Genomic DNA, 17,995 nt, shown 5'->3' with positions numbered 1-17,995 from the left:
TCATGGTAAGTGATCGACTTACCATGAAGCGAATTTATATTTAGAAGCCATGTAAAACGATTTTACCTTTGGTTGAACCACTTTCAATTTGTTGATGTGCTGTTATTAAGTTTTCAGCATTTATTGGTGATAAAACTTGGCTAACCGTGGTTTTAATTCGCCCATCATCGACTAATTGAGAGACTTGATTTAAAAGTTCGCTTTGTTTGATCATATCTTCCGTTTGATACATTGAACGTGTAAACATAAACTCCCAATGAACTGAAACCGATTTTGATTTAAAGAGTTTAATATCAAGCTGTTCTGGGTCATCAATTAGACCAAAATGCCCTTGTGGCGCAATCAATTCAGCGATGTCGGCAAGATGTTGATCAGTTTGAGTGGTCGAGAATACATACTTTGGAGCAGTGAGATTTAACTGCTTGACTTGTTCTGCCAAAGATTGACGATGATCTAATACGTAATCCGCACCAAGTTGCTCAATCCATGATCGGGTTTCGGTACGAGAAGCTGTGCCAATAACCGTCAAGTTAGTTAATTGTTTCAAAAGTTGAATCGTAATAGACCCAACGCCACCTGCAGCACCAATAACTAAAATAGTTGTATTATCTGGTGCTGTGTGGGGAACTTGTAGTCGATCAAATAGCATTTCCCAAGCAGTGATTGCAGTTAGAGGTAAAGCTGCTGCTTCAATCATATTTAAGGATTTGGGTTTGTGTCCTACGATTCTTTCATCAACCAATTGCAATTCACTATTACTACCTTGTCGATTGAGTGCGCCTGCATACCACACTTCATCTCCAATCTTAAAAAGAGACACTTTTTCTCCAACGGCCTCCACAATACCGACTGCATCCCAGCCTAAAATTTTCCATTGTCCTGATTCAGGACTGACATTTTTACGAATTTTGGTATCGACTGGATTAACCGAAATGGCTTGAACGCGAACAAGGAGGTCATGTCCTCTGGCGACAGGCGATTCTATTTCAATACTCACTAATGAGTCTGTAGATGCAATTGCACCTGCATGTTGATATGCCACAGCTTTCATGGTTGTGCTTCCTCTAGGTTGGATGGATTCCACTTGATAGGCTGTTCAGCATAACGTAAGCTTTAATTTTGTGACTACAGACAAATAACGCTCATAGTGTCAAAAAGGATACTGTAAAATGGCAAAAGTTCGACATTCGAGTTTTGATTGTTCCCCAGGTTGCTCAGTTGAAGCGGCAATCAGCTTAATTGATGGGAAGTGGAAGACCGTGATTTTATGGCATTTACTCAATGAGGGGACTTTACGTTTTAATGAAATCCGTAAACGTGTCCCGAGTATCACGCAAAGGATGTTGACCAATCAGCTTCGAGAATTAGAACAAGATGGCATCATTCATCGTGAAGTGTATCCGCAAGTCCCCCCGAAAGTTGAATATAGTTTGACTGATTTAGGATACAGCCTTGAACAAATTCTGATTACGCTAAAAAGCTGGGGAGATGCGCACCTTGATCAATTCGGTAAGTTATCTTTAACATCTTAAACGCTGTGTTAAAGGAAGGCGCTGTAGACGCAGCTTTTTAAATAAGCTGGGATTTGGTGTTTAGAGTATAAAACTGGATTCCATATTATTTTTATGTTGTAACTTGCGTTTTTGATTCAACTTATGTAACGCTAATAAAAGGAAGTTTTGGGCACCTTAAATGAGTAATGTTGGAATTTGGATAACGGCAGCGATTGTACTATTTGTACTTGGCTCTATTTTTGGTTTACGTGTGAGTCCGCGAGAAAAAGCGCTTGGATCAATGCGTGATCAAGCTCGAAAAATGGGATTGCATCCTCGTATTATTGTTGCTCCAGAGTGGACCAAAGTTCCAATGGCAACCGAAAAACGTGCCAGTATGGTGGCCTATTATAGTGTATTGATTCCAGATGCACGTTTAGCACTTATGCGAGCAAGAGTTGTTGATGGAAAGCTTCAAGTCGTGCAAGGTGATCAGAAATTTAATGATTTAACCATTGCATTAAAAGGAGTTTATGCTATTGATATGCAGGCAAACTGTGTTGGGTTGTATTGGAATGAAGAAATCGATTTAAAAGCCACACAGCTTGATGAAATGAAAGCTTATTTATACCAATTAGCTCAACGCTAATTATCTGATTAATGACAGGAAAAACGATTTATTATGGCGAATACTCCACGCTCTGCTTCAGAAAGCACAGCAGCTTCCGCATCTGCTGCAAAGAAACGTGCCTTAGTGATTGTGGAGTCGCCTGCAAAAGCGAAAACAATTAATAAATATTTAGGCTCACAATATGTGGTGAAGTCTTCCGTTGGTCATGTGCGTGATTTACCGACAGGAGGTGGGGCAAAATCCACCGAAAAGAAGCCTGCAACGCGTGTTAAATTAACGGAAGCACAAAAAGCTGAAAAAGCACAATCTGCCTTAATTAATCGTATGGGTGTCGATCCAGAACATGATTGGATTGCACACTATGAAGTGCTTCCAGGTAAAGAGCATGTAGTCGCTGAACTTAAAAAACTTGCTAAAGATGCTGACGCAATCTATCTCGCAACGGATTTGGATAGAGAAGGAGAAGCGATCGCTTGGCATTTAAGAGAAGTGATTGGAGGTGATGACAGTCGTTATCATCGTGTGGTCTTTAACGAGATTACCAAAAATGCGATTCAGGAAGCCTTTAAGCAGCCAACACGTCTTGATTTAAATCGTGTCAATGCACAACAAGCTCGTCGATTCCTTGACCGTGTTGTTGGTTTTATGGTTTCACCATTGCTGTGGGAAAAGATTGCCCGTGGCTTATCGGCAGGTCGAGTTCAATCTGTTGCGGTCAAACTAGTGGTCGAACGCGAGCGTGAGATTCGTGCTTTTATCCCAGAAGAATATTGGCAAGTCTTTGCGGATACGTTGTCTAAAAAAGACGACATCCGTTTAGAAGCCGTTAGACAAGCAGGTAAAACGCTTAAACTCAAGAATAAAGCTGAAACAGATGCGCTATTAAGCGTATTAAAAGATGCTGAATACAAAGTCGCATTACGTGAAGATAAACCGACCAAGGTTAATCCAAGTGCACCATATATCACCTCAACCTTACAGCAAGCGGCTAGTACACGTTTAGGTTTCTCAGTAAAGAAAACCATGATGTTAGCGCAGCGGTTGTATGAGGGTGGTTTTATTACCTATATGCGTACCGATTCAACCTTCTTGAGCGATGACGCCGTGAATATGGTACGTAATCATATTCAACAAAACTTTGGTGAAAAATATGTGCCTGCTAAGCCAAATCGTTATGGCAACAAAGCGGGAGCGCAAGAAGCCCATGAAGCCATTCGTCCATCTGATGTTGGCTTGACAGGGGATAAGCTTGCAGGTGTTGAACGAGATGCACAGCGTTTATATGATTTAATTTGGCGTCAGTTTGTGGCTTGTCAGATGACGCCAGCAGAGTATTTGTCTTCGACCTTAACGGTTCAGGCGGCTGATGTTGAACTTAAAGCCAAAGGTCGTACCTTAGTTTTTGATGGTTTTACCAAAGTTCGTGGTGCAAACAAGTCAGACGATGATGTATTACTGCCGGCTGTAAAAGTGGGTGAGGTACTCAAGTTAGAAAAGCTTGATCCGAGTCAGCATTTTACCAAGCCACCTGCACGTTTTACTGAAGCATCGTTGGTTAAGGAATTAGAGAAAAAAGGCATTGGTCGTCCATCAACCTATGCAGCGATCATTTCAACCATTCAAGATCGTGGTTATGTGAAGTTGGAAAATCGTCGTCTCTTTGCCGAGAAGATGGGAGAAATCGTCACGGACCGCCTTGATGAAAGCTTTAATAACCTGATGAATTATGCATTTACCGCTGATTTGGAAGGCCAGCTAGACCGTGTTGCAGTAGGTGAGCGGAATTGGAAGGAACTACTAGATACATTCTATGGTGACTTTAAAAAGCGTTTGACCAATGCGCAAGGCGAAAACGGTATGCGCCGTAATCAGCCAGTTGAAGTCGCGGATGTTGCTTGTCCTGAATGTTCTCGTCCGATGCAAGTTCGTACAGGAACAACAGGTGTATTCTTAGGATGTTCAGGTTATAACTTGCCACCGAAAGAGCGTTGTAAGGGAACATTGAATTTAACCCCAGTTGAGTCTTTAGCTGCGCTATCGGATGATGATGGCGCTGAGACAGCCGATCTCATGTCTAAACATCGTTGTCCAAAATGTGGTACAGCAATGGATAGTTATGTGATTGATGGTGGACGTAAGCTTCATGTCTGCGGTAATAATCCAGACTGTGATGGTTATGAGCTTGAGGAAGGGCAATTTAAGATCAAGGGCTATGATGGCCCAACCATTCCTTGTGATAAATGTGATGGTGAAATGCAGCTTAAAACTGGACGTTTTGGTCCTTATTTCGCATGTACCAGCTGTGACAACACTCGTAAGGTCTTGAAGAGTGGTCAACCTGCACCACCGCGCGTAGATCCGATTAAAATGGAGCACTTACGCTCAACCAAGCATGATGACTTCTTTGTACTACGTGATGGTGCTGCTGGTTTATTCTTGGCAGCAAGTAAATTTCCGAAAATTCGTGAAACACGTGCGCCAAAGGTTGCAGAATTACGGAGCGTTGCAGATCAACTGGACGCTAAATATCAGTTCTTATTACAAGCACCAGATGTAGACCCTGAAGGGAATCCGACAGTGGTGAAGTTTAGCCGTAAGAACCAAGTACAATATGTGGGTTCTGAAACTTTGGAAGGGAAGCAGACCAAATGGAGTCTGGTGTTCCAAGATGGGAAATGGGTTGAGGCTTAAAAACTGAGATCATCAAAATGCTAGCAATCGCTAGCATTTTTTATAGCCAAAATAAAAAATAGATAAGATTTAGTTGAAGGGGGAGTACATGTGGAAAAATATTCGAGTCGTCTGTTTACTGATGGTGTTATTGATTGTCGCAGTCAATGCATATCGTGATCAAAATCAAGACTGGAATCAGCCAATCATGCTACTGCTACATCCGATTAATGCGGATGGGATGGTGACGACACAACAGTATATTGAGCAATTACAATTGCGTGACTTTGCTGAGATTAAAGATTATTTGGAAAAAAATAGTCAGTCGTATCGTGGGCAAAGTAGTTATTTTATGCTTCAGATTGGTCGTCAATTGAGTCAAAAACCGCCTCAAGTGCCAGCACAACCAAGCCTTCTGAATAATATTTTATGGAGTTTAAAATTTCGTTTTTATGCATGGAAACAACATCAATCTGTTGATGGTTCACCGACATTAACGCTGTATTTAAATTTCCATGATCCTAAGCAAAGCAATGAATTGAAGCATTCAACTGCTTTAGAGCGTGGTCGGATTGGTTCAGTGAACTTATTTGCTTCGGATAGACAAGCTGCACAAAATAATGTGGTTATTGTGCATGAGTTACTTCATGGATTCGGTGCAACTGATAAATACAATTTAGCGACTGGAGAGCCACTTTTCCCAATTGGATATGCACAACCAGAACAGCAACCGTTGTATCCACAGACACAAGCTGAAATTATGGGTGGACGAATCCCGCTATCAGAGCATAAAAGTAAAATGCCGAATGGTTTGGAGCAAACCATAATCAGTGCACTGACTGCACAAGAAATTGGCTGGATCAAGTAATTTGTGGATAAGTTCTGACTTATCCATACCTGCTGGATTACGCTTACTTAAAGAAAAATGATGCAATAAAAGCCTGCTTTTTCTGACATTCCTTCATTAATTATCAACATGCCTTATACAGAGTTTAGGGAAAAACTTGCTCAATATAGAGATATAACATTGATGATAAAAGAGTAAATAAATATGAAAACAGTGGGTAATGATTTGATTCGTAATCAGCTGCACGCTGATCGTAAATGGTATTTATTATTAGGCATTTTATTGGTTGTCTTTGGCTTCATTCTTTTAGCTGCTTTACCGTTTGCAACCCTTTCCGCCGTTCTATTATTCGGTGTGCTGATGATGTTAAGTGGTGTCATGCATTTGGGTGCTGCATTTATTGTATTTAAAGGTGGAACCCGATGGTTATGGGCAATATTTGGAATATTGTATTTAATTGCAGGTTATTTTGCTTTTACCACACCTGTGATTACGGCTGTCGTGTTAACGAATTTGTTGGCGATTGCTTTAATTATTGCAGGCATGATTCGCTTAATTAATGCATTTATCCTAAAACCGCTTTCTGGGTGGGGCTGGATTTTGTTTTCGGGTTTATTGACATTGTTGACTGGTATCTTGATTTTGTCGTTACCAGGATCACCTTTTTGGGTATTAGGTATGTTTCTTGCGATTGATATCCTATTCCAAGGAATTAATTACCTCACCTTTGCAAATGCGATTAAACAATTACCGCATAGTTCAACAGCTGTTTGAGTGAAGTGATCATTTTAAAATTAAGAGCATGCATTGACATGCTCTTTTTGTTTTGTCGCGGGGCGGATTGAAGCATTTTAGTCTGCTAAAATAGTAATTCATTTTTAATTGACCATTTCTATGACGCTTGCCAAGCTAATTGATGAATTAAACCCACAACAGCGACTCGCTGCAACAACAGTTGCTCAAAACTGTTTGGTCTTAGCTGGTGCGGGTTGTGGCAAGACCAAAACCATTGTGGCGAGAGCAGCGTATTTAATTGATCAGGGTCTACCAGCTCAACAGATTCAGATTCTCACGTTTACGCGCCGTGCCGCGAGTGAAATCGTGACGCGTGTTGAACAACATATGGGTGCACAGGCGAAGGGCTTACGGGCTTCGACATTTCATACCTTTTGTATGTATTTATTGCGTCGTAATCCGCGTGCATTTGGTTTGACCCAATTCAGTATTATTGATCGTGATGATCAGCTACTGATGTTTCGTTTGTTACGTGGTAAAGATAAAGGGAATGTACTGCCTAAAGCGGCTGAGCTGTGTGATTTGTACTCGTATGCACGAAATACTAAGACCAAACTATCAGAAGCTTTGGTGGCGCAGCTACCACAAGCTATCGAGTATAAAGCACAAATTACTGAACTCATGAAAGCCTATGAGCAGCGTAAGCGAGAGCGAAACTTCCTTGATTACGATGATATTTTGGCGATCGTGGCGGTACATTTGCAGAATTCACCTGAATTGGTGAAGTGGGTAACCGGTTTTTGCTCAGCGCTTTTGGTCGATGAGATGCAAGATACCAATCCTTTACAATGGGCTTTGTTGCAGCCCTTGGTCGGTAAAGTGAAATTATTCTGCGTAGGGGATGACGCGCAATCTATTTATGGCTTTCGTGGTGCGGACTTTGAAAATATTCATCACTTTAAAGAGCGTGTGCCTGATGCTGAAGTGCTGACTTTGCAAATGAATTATCGTTCGACGCAAGGGATTTTAGATTTATCTAATTGGTTACTTGATCAAAGTCAGATCGAATACGATAAACATTTGAAAGCTTATCGGGGGCAAGGCTTAAAACCACAACTTCATATTTTAAGTAATGAATTTGAAGAGGCAAACTGGATTATTCAAGATTTAAATCAACGTCATCTACAAGGCGCTGCGTGGTCTGAGCATATGGTGTTGCTGCGCTCAGGATTTAGCGGGCGTTATTTAGAAGGGGCATTGATCGCGGCCAATATTCCTTATCGCTTCATTGGCGGTGTAAAATTACTTGAATCTGCACATGTTAAAGATGTATTGAGCCTGCTGCGGGTGAGTGTCAATCCACAGGATGATTTGGCTTGGATGCGCTTTTTGACTTTATGGGATGGGGTGGGGGATGTCGGTGCAAGTAAATTAGCGCAAGAGTTGATTCAGCTTCCTGATATTGAGGCTCGCTGTCAGCGCTTAGAACGCCACGGTAAAGTTCCACAACAAGCGATTTTGATCTTGATGCAGTTGGATGTGTTACAGCAACATGTGGAAGCCTGTATTGGTTTGGCGCTTGATGCGCTCAATGAACAATTAGAGAATAACTATAAAAACAAAGATTGGTCTCGTCGTACTAAAGATTTTGATTTGGTTAAACAATTGGCACGTAAGCATCGTTCTCTTGGGGAGTTTTTAGAAGAATATGTCCTCGATCCAATCTCTGTTTCAGAAATTGATAAAACACCTGATCAAGATTTGGTGACTCTGATTACGATCCACTCGGCGAAAGGAACTGAGCAAAAGGTCTGCTACGTCCCACATGTGTCGCCAAATCAATATCCACACGCTAGAGCACAAGGTGATTTTGATGATGTTGAAGAGGAACGGCGTGTATTGTATGTGGCATTGACACGTGCGGAAAATGAATTGATTTTGACCAAACAGAATTTAAATCTATGGTCACAAGATCAATATGATGAGTTGGGGCGGAAGATAGAAAGCTACTTTCTAAATGATTTACCTCAACATTTAGTGGATGTGCAGATTCATCGTCAGGTTCCATCGTCATTTAATAAAAGTAATTGGCAGCGTAACTCAGCAATAAGTTTAGGTTTTGGTATTGATCTCGATTAAACTAGGCATATTCAATTATTTTGATTCATTTCTTTAAAAATGAATCATTTTTTAGGTTTTAGCATGAAAATTTTAGTTCGCAATTTAGATCGTTCCGTGACTGATGCAGAAGTCCTTGAGTTATTCAAGCAATATGGCAAAGTCGAATCTTGTGTCGTAGTGAAGGACGAGGCAACAGGGAAATCTAAAGGTTTTGGCTTTGTAGAAATGACCAACCCTAGAGAAGCTGTTAAAGCGATTAAAGGCTTAAATACCTTACGTGTCAAAGGTGTGGGTATCCGAGTGAAAGCTGCAGACGATAAAGCTTAAATTATTCGTAAGGAATCACTTCCTCGTCTTTCTTTGATGTAATCTCGGCTATTTGTTTCTCACATATTTCGTTTTACAATCGATCATGCTTTAAATTATTTGAAATAGGGATTTATCTATGTCTCGTGTTGCTCGTTATCATGCTGATCGGACCAATCAAAAACTGTATTTTGCTCGACTCGCATGTCAACAAGCAGAGCAAACTGAACATATTCAACAAGTGCAAGCGCATCGTGAAGCTGCTGTATTTCACTTACATGGTGCGATTTTAGCGTTCTTACAAGAATTGGTACGTTATTATCGTCTGAATGATTTGCAACCAACTTTCAAGTCAATTGAAGAGCATATGGCTGACAAGGGGCAAGTTTCACCTGAAGTTGCGGTGTTACAACAATTAGCAAAAGATGGTTTTATTGCTGAGTTAAAACGAGCTTACCGTATGTGCCAATATGCCCCTGAGCCGACTGCGCCTGAACCTGAAAATGAGACTTCTTCAAATCTGATTATTAAAGTCACGCAAAGCCCTCAAGCATGGTTACCTGATGTAAAAATCTTGCGTGAATGGCATCGTGAACTCAGCCATTTAATTGATGGTTTTCGTAATGAAATGGTTGAGTTTTAAGTCTTAGCAGTGAGATACTTGAAATCTATGCACATCGTACTTATATAAATAAGACGTGAGAGAGTAAAGCACAGTTGTGTTTTGCCACCATGGTTGAAGCATGGAGAACTTATATGTCAATGCAGCAGTTAAAAGAATTATTTGGTAATCAAGAAGCCGTTCTCGAATTGGTTCAACTCGAAGGTGGTGTACTTGCTTTGCGTAATGCAGGTTCTGAGAATGAACCTTTAGTAAAAATTCAATTTAGCGAAGAAGTGAAACAAATACTCGGTGATCAAACACCTACTGTCGCACAACACATGATACAAGCGGCGCTCTTTGGTCTATTGGAAAAACAGATGAATCAATGGCAAGCTGAAGTGGTGGATGAACAACCACAGCATTTCAGCTGATCAAAGCAAAAAAAGCGTACTTCAAGTACGCTTTTTTATGTTTTAGGAATGACCCGTCCTAAATAAGGTTGACACTTTTCTATCAAAGAAAAGGAGAGTGTCATGAAAACAATCGTTAAGCGAACCCAAAAAGATTATTCTCTCGCTTTTAAATTAGCTGTTGTAGATCAAGTCGAAAAAGGCGAAATGACCTATAAGCAAGCACAAGATAGATATGGCATCCAAGGTTGTTCTACTGTTCTAGTTTGGCTTCGCAAGCATGGTCGCTTAGACTGGAGTAAAGGTCGGCCACTGCCCCATGCTAGAGGTATATCCATGTCAGAATCATCGATACCACTCACCCCAGAGCAAAGAATTAAAGAACTCGAACAACAATTGGCTGCAACGCAACAAAAGGCAGAGCTTTTTGAGGAAATTGTGAATATCTTAGAGCGAGACTATGGAGTCAGTATCGTAAAAAAGCCACGAGGCAAGCTATCCAAAGCAAGAAAGCGACAGGGCTAAGTATCAGACAAAGCTGTCATTATTTAGGTATAAGCTGACAAGCCTATTACAAACAATGTCAGCATGAGGTGCATAAAAACGAGCAAAACCATACAGTTTTAAAACAAGTGCAGCTGGAACGGATGTGGCATCCTCGCTTAGGGACGAGGAAATTGCAGCATTTGTTACTCACCTTAAATTCGATTCGTATTGGTAGGGATAGATTATTTGATTTACTCAGAGTCCACCGCCTATTGGTTCGACCTAAACGAGCTTATCACAAGACGACAAATAGTCACCATCGGTTTCGGTGTCATCCAAATCTGTTGAAGCAGGGTACTCTGAATCAAGTCATTCCAACACGCCCTGAGCAGTTATGGGTTGCTGATATTACTTATTTGCCAACTAAAACAGGAGAAGCGTATTTAAGTCTGGTGACGGATGCATGGTCAGGAAAGATCGTTGGTTATTATGTTGATAACAATCTGAAAACTGATTTGGTATTAAAGGCTTATCAGCAGGCATTAAGACAACGGAAATCTAAAGATACTCAATTGGTTCATCACTCGGATCGAGGCATACAATACTGTTCTGCGAAATATCAACAAATGCACCAGCGGCACGGTGTCCGCTGTTCAATGACGGATGGCTATGATTGCTACCAAAATGCATTAGCAGAGCGCGTGAATGGAATACTGAAGAATGAGTACCTGTTAGAGAAACCTAACAATTTGGAAGAGGCAGCTCAAATGGTTGCAGAGTCTGTGAAAATTTACAATACACGTAGACCGCACTTAGCATTAAAATACAAAACGCCCGATGCGGTGCATCGGGCGTTTTAATGAAAATAGGTGTCAACCTATTTCAGGACGAGACAGAATTAATGTCCAACAGGGTGATGGGCAAGTTCGATTTGATTGAGAATATGGTGGCTCATATTCTTTGCCATTTCTTCTTTGGCATAGAACACCTCACCAATATTTTCCTCTCGAATAACGGCTGCTTCCTCTTTACTTTCAGCACAGATGAGAACTTGAATTTTCGGATTAAGCTTTTTAGAAATATCGACGATGCGATGAATATCTAAGATATCCATTGGTGAGATCACCAACAAACGAGCATGATGAATGTGTGCTTGAATTAATACATTTGGTTCGGTTGCCTCACCACTAACCGCAGCAACACCTTCAGCTCTTAGCTTTTCTACTATTTCTCGGTTTTCCTCTGCGATCACAACTTTGATATCTTGTGCGATGAGATTCTCCGTAATACGACGTCCAACACCGCCATAGCCGATAATCACGACCTGATCACGTAAATACTCTTGATCTACTTCATCTGGAAGCATGGCAAGAGGGTCACCACTACGCTCTAACAAGCGTGCTAAATGCGAACGTTGACGAATCCAGCGTTGTGTCGGTTCAATTGCTGAGAACACAAAAGAGTTTAATGTGATCGAGAACAAAGCTCCCGCTAAAATAAGATTTTGTGCTTCGAGCGTAAGTAATCCTAGTGCGACCCCCATGGTTGCCAAAATAAATGAGAATTCGCCAATTTGTGCGAGACTTGCACCGACTGTTAAAGCTGTATTGAGGGGATAACGGAAAAACAAAACCAGAGCAATCGCTGCAAGCGTTTTACCAATCATAATGATCGCAACAACTGCGAGAATATGATGTGGTTCTTTGAGCAAGATGCTTGGGTCGAATAGCATCCCGACCGAAACAAAGAACAAAATGGCAAAGATTTCACGAAGAGGAAGTGTTTCCTCTTCAGCACGATGACTAAAGTCTGACTCTTTGACCACCATACCCGCAAAGAAAGCACCCAGTGCCATAGAGACACCAAATACCGCATAAGAGCCATAAGCAATCGAAACTGCGGCAGCCACAACCGTTAGGGTAAATAACTCACGTGAGCCAAGACGAGCAACAAACTGCATGATCATGGGTACAACGCGCTTACCTACAATCAGCATAAAGGCAATGAAGCCCGTTACTTTTAAAAGTGTTAAGCCAATTGTGACCCAGATACTCTGTTCAGGATTTGTGCCATGCAGGGCTTGCCCACCGAGTAATACAGCAACAGCAGGTAGTAGTACCAAAGCTAAAACCATAACCAGGTCTTCGACCAAAAGCCAACCCACGGCAATTTTGCCGTTGACCGAGTCGAGTAAACCTCGATCTCCTAGGGCTTTAAGTAGAACGACAGTGCTCGCACACGATAAGCTGAGACCAAAAATGAGTGCAGCTCCAAAGTCCCAGCCCCAGTACATAGACACACCAATACCAAGCAAGGTGGCTACAGTGATCTGTAAAATTGCACCAGGTAAAGCAATTCGGCGAACTTGTAATAAGTCATTGATCGAGAAATGCATGCCCACGCCGAACATGAGAAACATCACTCCAAGTTCGGCGAGTTGATTTGCGAGTTTCATATCACCCACAAAGCCTGGGGTGTTCGGGCTAATAATAATCCCGGCAATAAGATAACCAATTAAAGGAGGTAGGCGTAAACGTGCTGCGATAAAGCCAAAAACCAGCGCCAAACCAAAACCAGCAGCAAGTAATATAATTAAACCAACGTCATGTGGCATTGTCGCTCCTTAATCATTGCGGTTAAGGTATAAATAAATGAGCATAAAACATGCCAAGAAAATTTCGAATAAATTGTAACAAGTAAAATCGGATTTGTTGATGTCAATTTTTTTAATTATCAAAAAAAATTATGTAAATTTTCTCCAACTTTGAGCGGTATTCTGAGTTTCATAGCAATAGATGCAGAGTAGAAATGTTAAGCGAAAAAAACGACTTCAATAGAAGTCGTTTTTTTAAAGAACTAAAATTATTTAATTTTAGCTTCTTTGAAGATTACGTGTTGACGGATTTTTGGATCAAATTTTTTGATTTCCATTTTTTCCGGCATAGTACGTTTGTTCTTAGTAGTGGTATAGAAATAACCTGTACCAGCTGTAGAAACGAGGCGAATCTTATCACGCATTGTTCAGACTCCTTAGATCTTTTGACCTTGAGCACGGAGATCAGCAACAACTTTCTCGATACCCAATTTATCAATAATACGCATACCTTTAGTGGTTAAACGAAGACGTACAAAACGCTTTTCGCTTTCTAACCAAAAACGGTGGTGGTGCAGGTTCGGCTCGAACCGGCGTTTGGTTTTGTTGTTTGCGTGCGATACGTTGTTACCAACGATAGGACGCTTGCCGGTAACTTGGCAAACCTTAGACATGGTGAACTCCATTGCTAGTTCATATAGCACGGTTTCGTGCAACTAGCCATTCAAGTAAACGGATGAAATCATTCAAGGGGCGTTTTATACCAAAAATACGATTAAAAGACAAGCGAATTTGGTAAAAACTCGGCATGATCTCGTGTGATAGATCATGCCTTGATCATCTTAACGGAATAGTGTTTTCAAAAGCAGTTTGTGTGCTGCTTTATTGTACGGAGGTAAAATAAATTTCAGACTATAAAGTTTAGGGCTGACTGGATTTGACATCATTGAGCGTTCATGAGAGAAGCTAAAGAAGCCTTCTTTACCATGATATTTACCCATACCTGATGCGCCAACGCCGCCAAACGGTAAGTCATCCTGAGCAACATGAGTTAAGACTTGGTTGATCCCGAAATGCCCAGAATGGGTACGACCCGCAATATATTCAGCACGAGCGCTATCGACATCAAAATAATAGAATGCGAGCGGGCGAGGGCGGCTATTGATAAATTGTAGTGCGTCTTCAATTTGCTCATATTCTAAAATCGGAAGAATTGGACCAAAGATCTCATTCTTCATGATTTCCATGTCAGTTGTTACACCTGTGACTAATGTCGGTGCAATTTTACGTGCTTCAGTGAGAGATTCATTGTTATTGTTTAATTCAACAATGGTTGCACCTTGCTTATGAGCATCTTCAAGATAGCCTTGGAGGCGATTGTATTGTTTATCGTTCACAATCGAGGTGAAGTCTTTGTTATCAGCAAGTGTTGGATACATGCTATTCACAAAGTCTTGATAATGTTTGGTGAACTCTTGAGTTTTTCCTTTAGGAAGGAACATATAATCAGGTGCGACACAGGTTTGACCTGCATTCCACAATTTACCAACAGCAACACGTTGTGCCACATCGCGAATATTCATGGAAGAATGTACAAGCGCAGGTGATTTACCACCGAGTTCCAAGATCACAGGTACGAGATTTTGAGAAGCAGCAGCCATCACTGTTTTTCCGACAGAGGTTGAGCCAGTGAAAATCATTTTGTCGAATGGTAAATGACTAAACGCATCAGAGATTTTACCGCCGCCGTTTACAACTGCGACAAGTTCTTGAGGGAATGCTTCTGAAAGTGCATTTTCAAGTACATATCCAAAATTAGATGAGGCACTTGAGATTTTGATCATGGCGTGGTTACCCGCAGCCAATGCACAGATTAGTGGTCCAACCGAAAGCAATAGTGGATAGTTCCACGGTGCAATAATTCCGATTACACCGAGTGGTTGATACTGTACCCAACCTTTTGCGGGTTGATGTAACATGCTGATATGGCGTTTAGAGGGCTTCATCCACTCGGTTAAGTTCTTGCTATAGTACTTAATATGTTCTAAACAAGTTAGAACTTCACCAATTTTGGTTTCCATAACGGCACGATTGCCATAATCTTGACTAATTGCATCCGCAAATTGATCTTGATATTTTACCAAGATGTTTTTTAATCGAGCCAAGCGTTCAATACGTTCTTTTGCGCTTGGTACAGGATGGCGTTGGTAAGCTACTTTTTGTTGCTCAAGCAAATCATGTAATCGTTGCACGTCAACATGAGGTGTCATTGCGGTTGTTTTTGTTTGACTGTTCATAGGAGTAGACCAAAAGAAATCTTATTACTTTTTAATTTTTAGAGTAAATACTCTAAAGTGTCAAGTCGCTTTTATGGGCTTGTTTTATAACCTATTGATAATGTTATAGATGGTTGAATTCAATGTCGCATGCTAAACCAAACAAAACCAAAGACAGAATTTTGCAAATCAGTTTGCAATTATTTAATGAGCGTGGTGAACGTTCAGTCACAACCAATCATATCGCGGCTGAACTCGGCATTAGCCCAGGCAACTTGTATTATCACTTTCGTAATAAGCAGGAAATTATCAAAGAACTAGCATTGCAATATCAGGCTGAAACTTTGGAAATGTTAGCGCTACCTGATGATCGTCCTCTCAATGCCAATGATAAAATTAGTTATTTTCAGGTATTAAGTAACCAGCTTTGGGCTTATCGTTTTATTCATCGTGATGTTTACCATCTTGTTGAAAACAATGAAGACTTTAGAAAGATTTACCCTCGTTTTGCAGGGCAGGTTATGCAGCAAGGACAAAAAATTTATCGTGCCTTTGTAGATGCAGGATTGATGAAAATGACTGACTCAGAAATTGAGGCATTGATCATTAACTTGTGGATCGTACTGACTAACTGGACCAACTTCTTATATATGTCGGGTCATATTAGTGACAACAATCGTTTGGAAGAAAAATGGGTCTGGCAAGCATTGCGACAAATGGTGTTCTTAGAAGGACCATATTTAATGGGTGAAAGTCGTCAAACCTATGAGCAATTATTGCAATCGCTTGGACCTTCAGAGTTATTTGCTAGCTTATCGAATCTTAAAAATGATGATGATCATCTGTGACTAGCTATTTAGTCGTAGGCAAAAAAGCGTTAGAATGCTCGGCTTGATTTTTTTAATTTGATTCGAATAAGTGAATTAACAACATGAACACGACTACTGCCCATACAGCACGACTACTGATTACTTGTGAAGACAAGCCAGGAATTGTGCAAGCTGTATCGAGCTTTTTGTATCATCAGGGAGCAAACATCACCGCACTTGATCAGTACGCAACAGAAGCTCAAGGCGGACGTTATTTTATGCGTGTTGAATTTGAGTTGGATCATTTACAATCACGTAAAGAAGCATTGATGCAAACCTTTGCGGCAAATGTTGCTGAACGTTATGGCATGCAATGGAAACTAAATTTTGTTGGCGAGCTAAAGAAAGTCGGCATTTTGGTTTCTAAAGTAGATCATGCTTTGTTAGAGCTATTGTGGCGTCATGCACGTGGTTCATTAGCTTGTGAAATCACTCAGGTGATCTCAAATCATCCTGACTTACGTGAAGCAGTGGAAAACTTTGGGATTCCATTCCATGTTGTGCCGGTGAATAAAGACAATAAAGCAGAAGCTTATGCACAAATTAATGACATGATGCAAGGCAATGATTTATTGATCTTAGCGCGATATATGCAGATATTGAGTGAAGACTTTGTTTCTCAATGGGAAATGAAAATTATCAATATTCATCATTCATTCTTACCTGCTTTTGTGGGCGCAAATCCATATAAGCAAGCGTATGAGAAAGGGGTGAAGTTGATTGGTGCAACAGCGCATTATGTGACTGCTGATCTTGATCAAGGTCCAATTATTGAACAAGATGTTGAGCGTGTGAGCCATGACTACAATGTTGAGCAGTTACGTGAGTTAGGTGAAGATGTTGAACGTAATGTGTTGGCACGTGCGGTAAAGTGGCATCTTGAAGACCGTGTGATTGTTGATGGCAATAAAACGGTTGTGTTTCAATAAGCGATCAAAAATTTTAAAAGTATGCTTTTTTAGGCATACTTTTTTTATGTGAATGTGTTGTTATATTATAACGTTGCTTTTTTGTGTGGCTTATCAGTGATTTGAAGTATATTCACAAAAAAACAGTTGCAAATGAAAACACTTCTCATTTATTATTACGGCACTTTAATTGTTCTATCCGATGTGTGTAATCGTTTTTTAGACTAACACCATCTATATAGGTACTTAGATTCTTATGAGTCCATCTCCTGCATCATTTAACACACCAAACCCGATGAAAAAGAAAATCATCACTGCTTTAGTTGCAGTTATGATTGGACATGTGGGAGTCTTGTGGGCAGTTAGCCACATCAAAACGATTGAGTTAAAACCAATCGAAAAAGAACCGCTTAAAGTCAAATTCGTTAAGATTAAAGAACCACCAAAAGCTGAGCCTCCTAAACCAAAAGAGACCCCTAAACCTGAACCGAAAAAAGAGGTAAAAGAGGTTAAGGTCGTTGAAAAACCTGTTGCGCCACCTCCAAAGAAAATTGAGAAAGTGCAACAAGTTAAGGCTGAAGCACCGAAGCAAGTGATTCAAAAAACTGAACCAAAAGTTGAAACCAAGACTGAAACGACTGTTGTTAGTACAACGGTAAAAGAAAAGGTTGTTGAAAAACCACAACCAGTCCAAGAGGTGGCGAAACCCCAGCCAGCAGCTGATCCGTCACCGAGAACCGTATCGATTGGTGGTTCAGGTGTACAATGGAGTCGATCTCCAAGAATTAGCTTCACACCTAAAGAGTTAGATAACCAAGCACGCACCATTATGGTTATGATTGAAGCGGATGAAAAAGGCCGTGTAACCAATGTGCGTGTGACACGCAGTTCGGGCATACCTGCTTTGGATGAAAAAGTAGTACGTGCTGTGAAAAGTGCAAAGTTTAAACCGTATATGGAGAATGGTGTTGCTTACCCAATTCGAGCAGAGCAACCGTTTGATCTTAATCCTTAATAAATTTGAGTCCTTGTGACAGATTAAATCA

General features: G+C 40.7%; 17 protein-coding genes and 1 pseudogene. 13 read left to right on the top strand and 5 right to left on the bottom strand.

Going from position 1 to position 17,995, the window contains the following annotated elements; genetic code table 11:
* Positions 1-40: 40 nt before the first annotated feature.
* Positions 41-1,051 carry a zinc-binding alcohol dehydrogenase family protein gene (locus DS737_RS13810; protein WP_113997766.1) on the bottom strand — a complete coding sequence of 337 codons (1,011 nt, stop codon included), beginning with the start codon at positions 1,049-1,051 and terminating at the stop codon, positions 41-43.
* 118 nt (positions 1,052-1,169) lie between these two features.
* Between DS737_RS13810 and DS737_RS13805 the strand changes: the two genes are divergently transcribed.
* From DS737_RS13805 to DS737_RS13760, 10 genes and pseudogenes are all read left to right on the top strand, one after another.
* Positions 1,170-1,532 (top strand): winged helix-turn-helix transcriptional regulator, encoded by a 363-nt coding sequence (locus DS737_RS13805; RefSeq protein ID WP_113997765.1) that lies wholly within the window; start codon positions 1,170-1,172, stop codon positions 1,530-1,532.
* 160 nt (positions 1,533-1,692) lie between these two features.
* Positions 1,693-2,142 carry a hypothetical protein gene (locus DS737_RS13800; RefSeq protein WP_004637807.1) on the top strand — a complete coding sequence of 150 codons (450 nt, stop codon included), beginning with the start codon at positions 1,693-1,695 and terminating at the stop codon, positions 2,140-2,142.
* Between the two features lie 33 nt (positions 2,143-2,175).
* Entirely contained in the window at positions 2,176-4,815 is a 2,640-nt protein-coding gene (topA, locus tag DS737_RS13795) for a type I DNA topoisomerase (protein ID WP_005083647.1), read from the top strand.
* A gap of 88 nt (positions 4,816-4,903) precedes the next feature.
* The gene (locus tag DS737_RS13790; RefSeq protein ID WP_005083644.1) at positions 4,904-5,662 is read left to right on the top strand and encodes a hypothetical protein; all 759 of its coding nucleotides are present in this window, start codon (positions 4,904-4,906) and stop codon (positions 5,660-5,662) included.
* Between the two features lie 183 nt (positions 5,663-5,845).
* Entirely contained in the window at positions 5,846-6,415 is a 570-nt protein-coding gene (locus DS737_RS13785) for an HdeD family acid-resistance protein (protein ID WP_005083641.1), read from the top strand.
* 120 nt (positions 6,416-6,535) lie between these two features.
* Positions 6,536-8,515: an ATP-dependent helicase gene (locus tag DS737_RS13780; RefSeq protein WP_004637812.1), complete on the top strand. Its 1,980-nt coding sequence runs from the start codon at positions 6,536-6,538 to the stop codon at positions 8,513-8,515.
* 63 nt (positions 8,516-8,578) lie between these two features.
* Entirely contained in the window at positions 8,579-8,824 is a 246-nt protein-coding gene (locus tag DS737_RS13775) for an RNA recognition motif domain-containing protein (RefSeq protein WP_026056275.1), read from the top strand.
* Between the two features lie 118 nt (positions 8,825-8,942).
* Positions 8,943-9,446: a DUF6586 family protein gene (locus DS737_RS13770; protein WP_004637814.1), complete on the top strand. Its 504-nt coding sequence runs from the start codon at positions 8,943-8,945 to the stop codon at positions 9,444-9,446.
* Positions 9,447-9,559: 113 nt separating this feature from the next.
* Entirely contained in the window at positions 9,560-9,838 is a 279-nt protein-coding gene (locus tag DS737_RS13765) for a hypothetical protein (protein WP_005083636.1), read from the top strand.
* Positions 9,839-9,940: 102 nt separating this feature from the next.
* Positions 9,941-11,163 (top strand): annotated as a pseudogene (locus DS737_RS13760) (IS3 family transposase).
* A 38-nt stretch (positions 11,164-11,201) separates the two neighbouring features.
* On the opposite strand, the gene DS737_RS13755 reads toward DS737_RS13760, so the two are convergent.
* The 4 genes from DS737_RS13755 to DS737_RS13740 all read right to left on the bottom strand — a co-directional run bounded on the left by DS737_RS13755 (position 11,202) and on the right by DS737_RS13740 (position 15,193).
* A complete protein-coding gene (locus DS737_RS13755; RefSeq protein ID WP_004637816.1) occupies positions 11,202-12,917 on the bottom strand; it encodes a cation:proton antiporter in 1,716 nt (571 codons plus the stop codon).
* Between the two features lie 248 nt (positions 12,918-13,165).
* Positions 13,166-13,321, bottom strand: coding sequence for a 50S ribosomal protein L33 (rpmG, locus tag DS737_RS13750; RefSeq protein ID WP_003654787.1), 156 nt, complete (start codon positions 13,319-13,321; stop codon positions 13,166-13,168).
* A gap of 12 nt (positions 13,322-13,333) precedes the next feature.
* Entirely contained in the window at positions 13,334-13,570 is a 237-nt protein-coding gene (gene rpmB, locus DS737_RS13745) for a 50S ribosomal protein L28 (protein ID WP_004649871.1), read from the bottom strand.
* Positions 13,571-13,738: 168 nt separating this feature from the next.
* On the bottom strand, positions 13,739-15,193 hold the full coding sequence (locus DS737_RS13740) for a coniferyl aldehyde dehydrogenase (protein WP_004637818.1): 1,455 nt from the start codon (positions 15,191-15,193) through the stop codon (positions 13,739-13,741).
* Between the two features lie 122 nt (positions 15,194-15,315).
* Between DS737_RS13740 and DS737_RS13735 the strand changes: the two genes are divergently transcribed.
* From DS737_RS13735 to DS737_RS13725, 3 genes are all read left to right on the top strand, one after another.
* Positions 15,316-16,020 (top strand): TetR/AcrR family transcriptional regulator, encoded by a 705-nt coding sequence (locus tag DS737_RS13735; protein ID WP_004637819.1) that lies wholly within the window; start codon positions 15,316-15,318, stop codon positions 16,018-16,020.
* 83 nt (positions 16,021-16,103) lie between these two features.
* Positions 16,104-16,970, top strand: a complete 867-nt coding sequence (gene purU / locus DS737_RS13730; protein WP_004637820.1) for a formyltetrahydrofolate deformylase — start codon at positions 16,104-16,106, stop codon at positions 16,968-16,970.
* Between the two features lie 235 nt (positions 16,971-17,205).
* Positions 17,206-17,964, top strand: a complete 759-nt coding sequence (locus DS737_RS13725; RefSeq protein WP_004637821.1) for an energy transducer TonB — start codon at positions 17,206-17,208, stop codon at positions 17,962-17,964.
* Positions 17,965-17,995 lie beyond the last annotated feature (31 nt).

Origin of the sequence: Acinetobacter haemolyticus, from assembly GCF_003323815.1 — a bacterium.
Taxonomy (GTDB): Bacteria; Pseudomonadota; Gammaproteobacteria; order Pseudomonadales; family Moraxellaceae; genus Acinetobacter; species Acinetobacter haemolyticus.
Note: the sequence above shows the minus strand (reverse complement) of the source record. Positions and strands in the feature narration are given on the sequence as shown.

What these genes read in the sequence shown, in the direction of transcription:
- DS737_RS13810 (WP_113997766.1), bottom strand. Translation starts at nt 1,051, where the DNA reads ATGAAAGCTGTGGCATATCAACATGCAGGTGCAATTGCATCTACAGAC.
- DS737_RS13805 (WP_113997765.1), top strand. Translation starts at nt 1,170, where the DNA reads ATGGCAAAAGTTCGACATTCGAGTTTTGATTGTTCCCCAGGTTGCTCA.
- DS737_RS13800 (WP_004637807.1), top strand. Translation starts at nt 1,693, where the DNA reads ATGAGTAATGTTGGAATTTGGATAACGGCAGCGATTGTACTATTTGTA.
- topA (WP_005083647.1), top strand. Translation starts at nt 2,176, where the DNA reads ATGGCGAATACTCCACGCTCTGCTTCAGAAAGCACAGCAGCTTCCGCA.
- DS737_RS13790 (WP_005083644.1), top strand. Translation starts at nt 4,904, where the DNA reads ATGTGGAAAAATATTCGAGTCGTCTGTTTACTGATGGTGTTATTGATT.
- DS737_RS13785 (WP_005083641.1), top strand. Translation starts at nt 5,846, where the DNA reads ATGAAAACAGTGGGTAATGATTTGATTCGTAATCAGCTGCACGCTGAT.
- DS737_RS13780 (WP_004637812.1), top strand. Translation starts at nt 6,536, where the DNA reads ATGACGCTTGCCAAGCTAATTGATGAATTAAACCCACAACAGCGACTC.
- DS737_RS13775 (WP_026056275.1), top strand. Translation starts at nt 8,579, where the DNA reads ATGAAAATTTTAGTTCGCAATTTAGATCGTTCCGTGACTGATGCAGAA.
- DS737_RS13770 (WP_004637814.1), top strand. Translation starts at nt 8,943, where the DNA reads ATGTCTCGTGTTGCTCGTTATCATGCTGATCGGACCAATCAAAAACTG.
- DS737_RS13765 (WP_005083636.1), top strand. Translation starts at nt 9,560, where the DNA reads ATGTCAATGCAGCAGTTAAAAGAATTATTTGGTAATCAAGAAGCCGTT.
- DS737_RS13755 (WP_004637816.1), bottom strand. Translation starts at nt 12,917, where the DNA reads ATGCCACATGACGTTGGTTTAATTATATTACTTGCTGCTGGTTTTGGT.
- rpmG (WP_003654787.1), bottom strand. Translation starts at nt 13,321, where the DNA reads ATGCGTGATAAGATTCGCCTCGTTTCTACAGCTGGTACAGGTTATTTC.
- rpmB (WP_004649871.1), bottom strand. Translation starts at nt 13,570, where the DNA reads ATGTCTAAGGTTTGCCAAGTTACCGGCAAGCGTCCTATCGTTGGTAAC.
- DS737_RS13740 (WP_004637818.1), bottom strand. Translation starts at nt 15,193, where the DNA reads ATGAACAGTCAAACAAAAACAACCGCAATGACACCTCATGTTGACGTG.
- DS737_RS13735 (WP_004637819.1), top strand. Translation starts at nt 15,316, where the DNA reads ATGTCGCATGCTAAACCAAACAAAACCAAAGACAGAATTTTGCAAATC.
- purU (WP_004637820.1), top strand. Translation starts at nt 16,104, where the DNA reads ATGAACACGACTACTGCCCATACAGCACGACTACTGATTACTTGTGAA.
- DS737_RS13725 (WP_004637821.1), top strand. Translation starts at nt 17,206, where the DNA reads ATGAGTCCATCTCCTGCATCATTTAACACACCAAACCCGATGAAAAAG.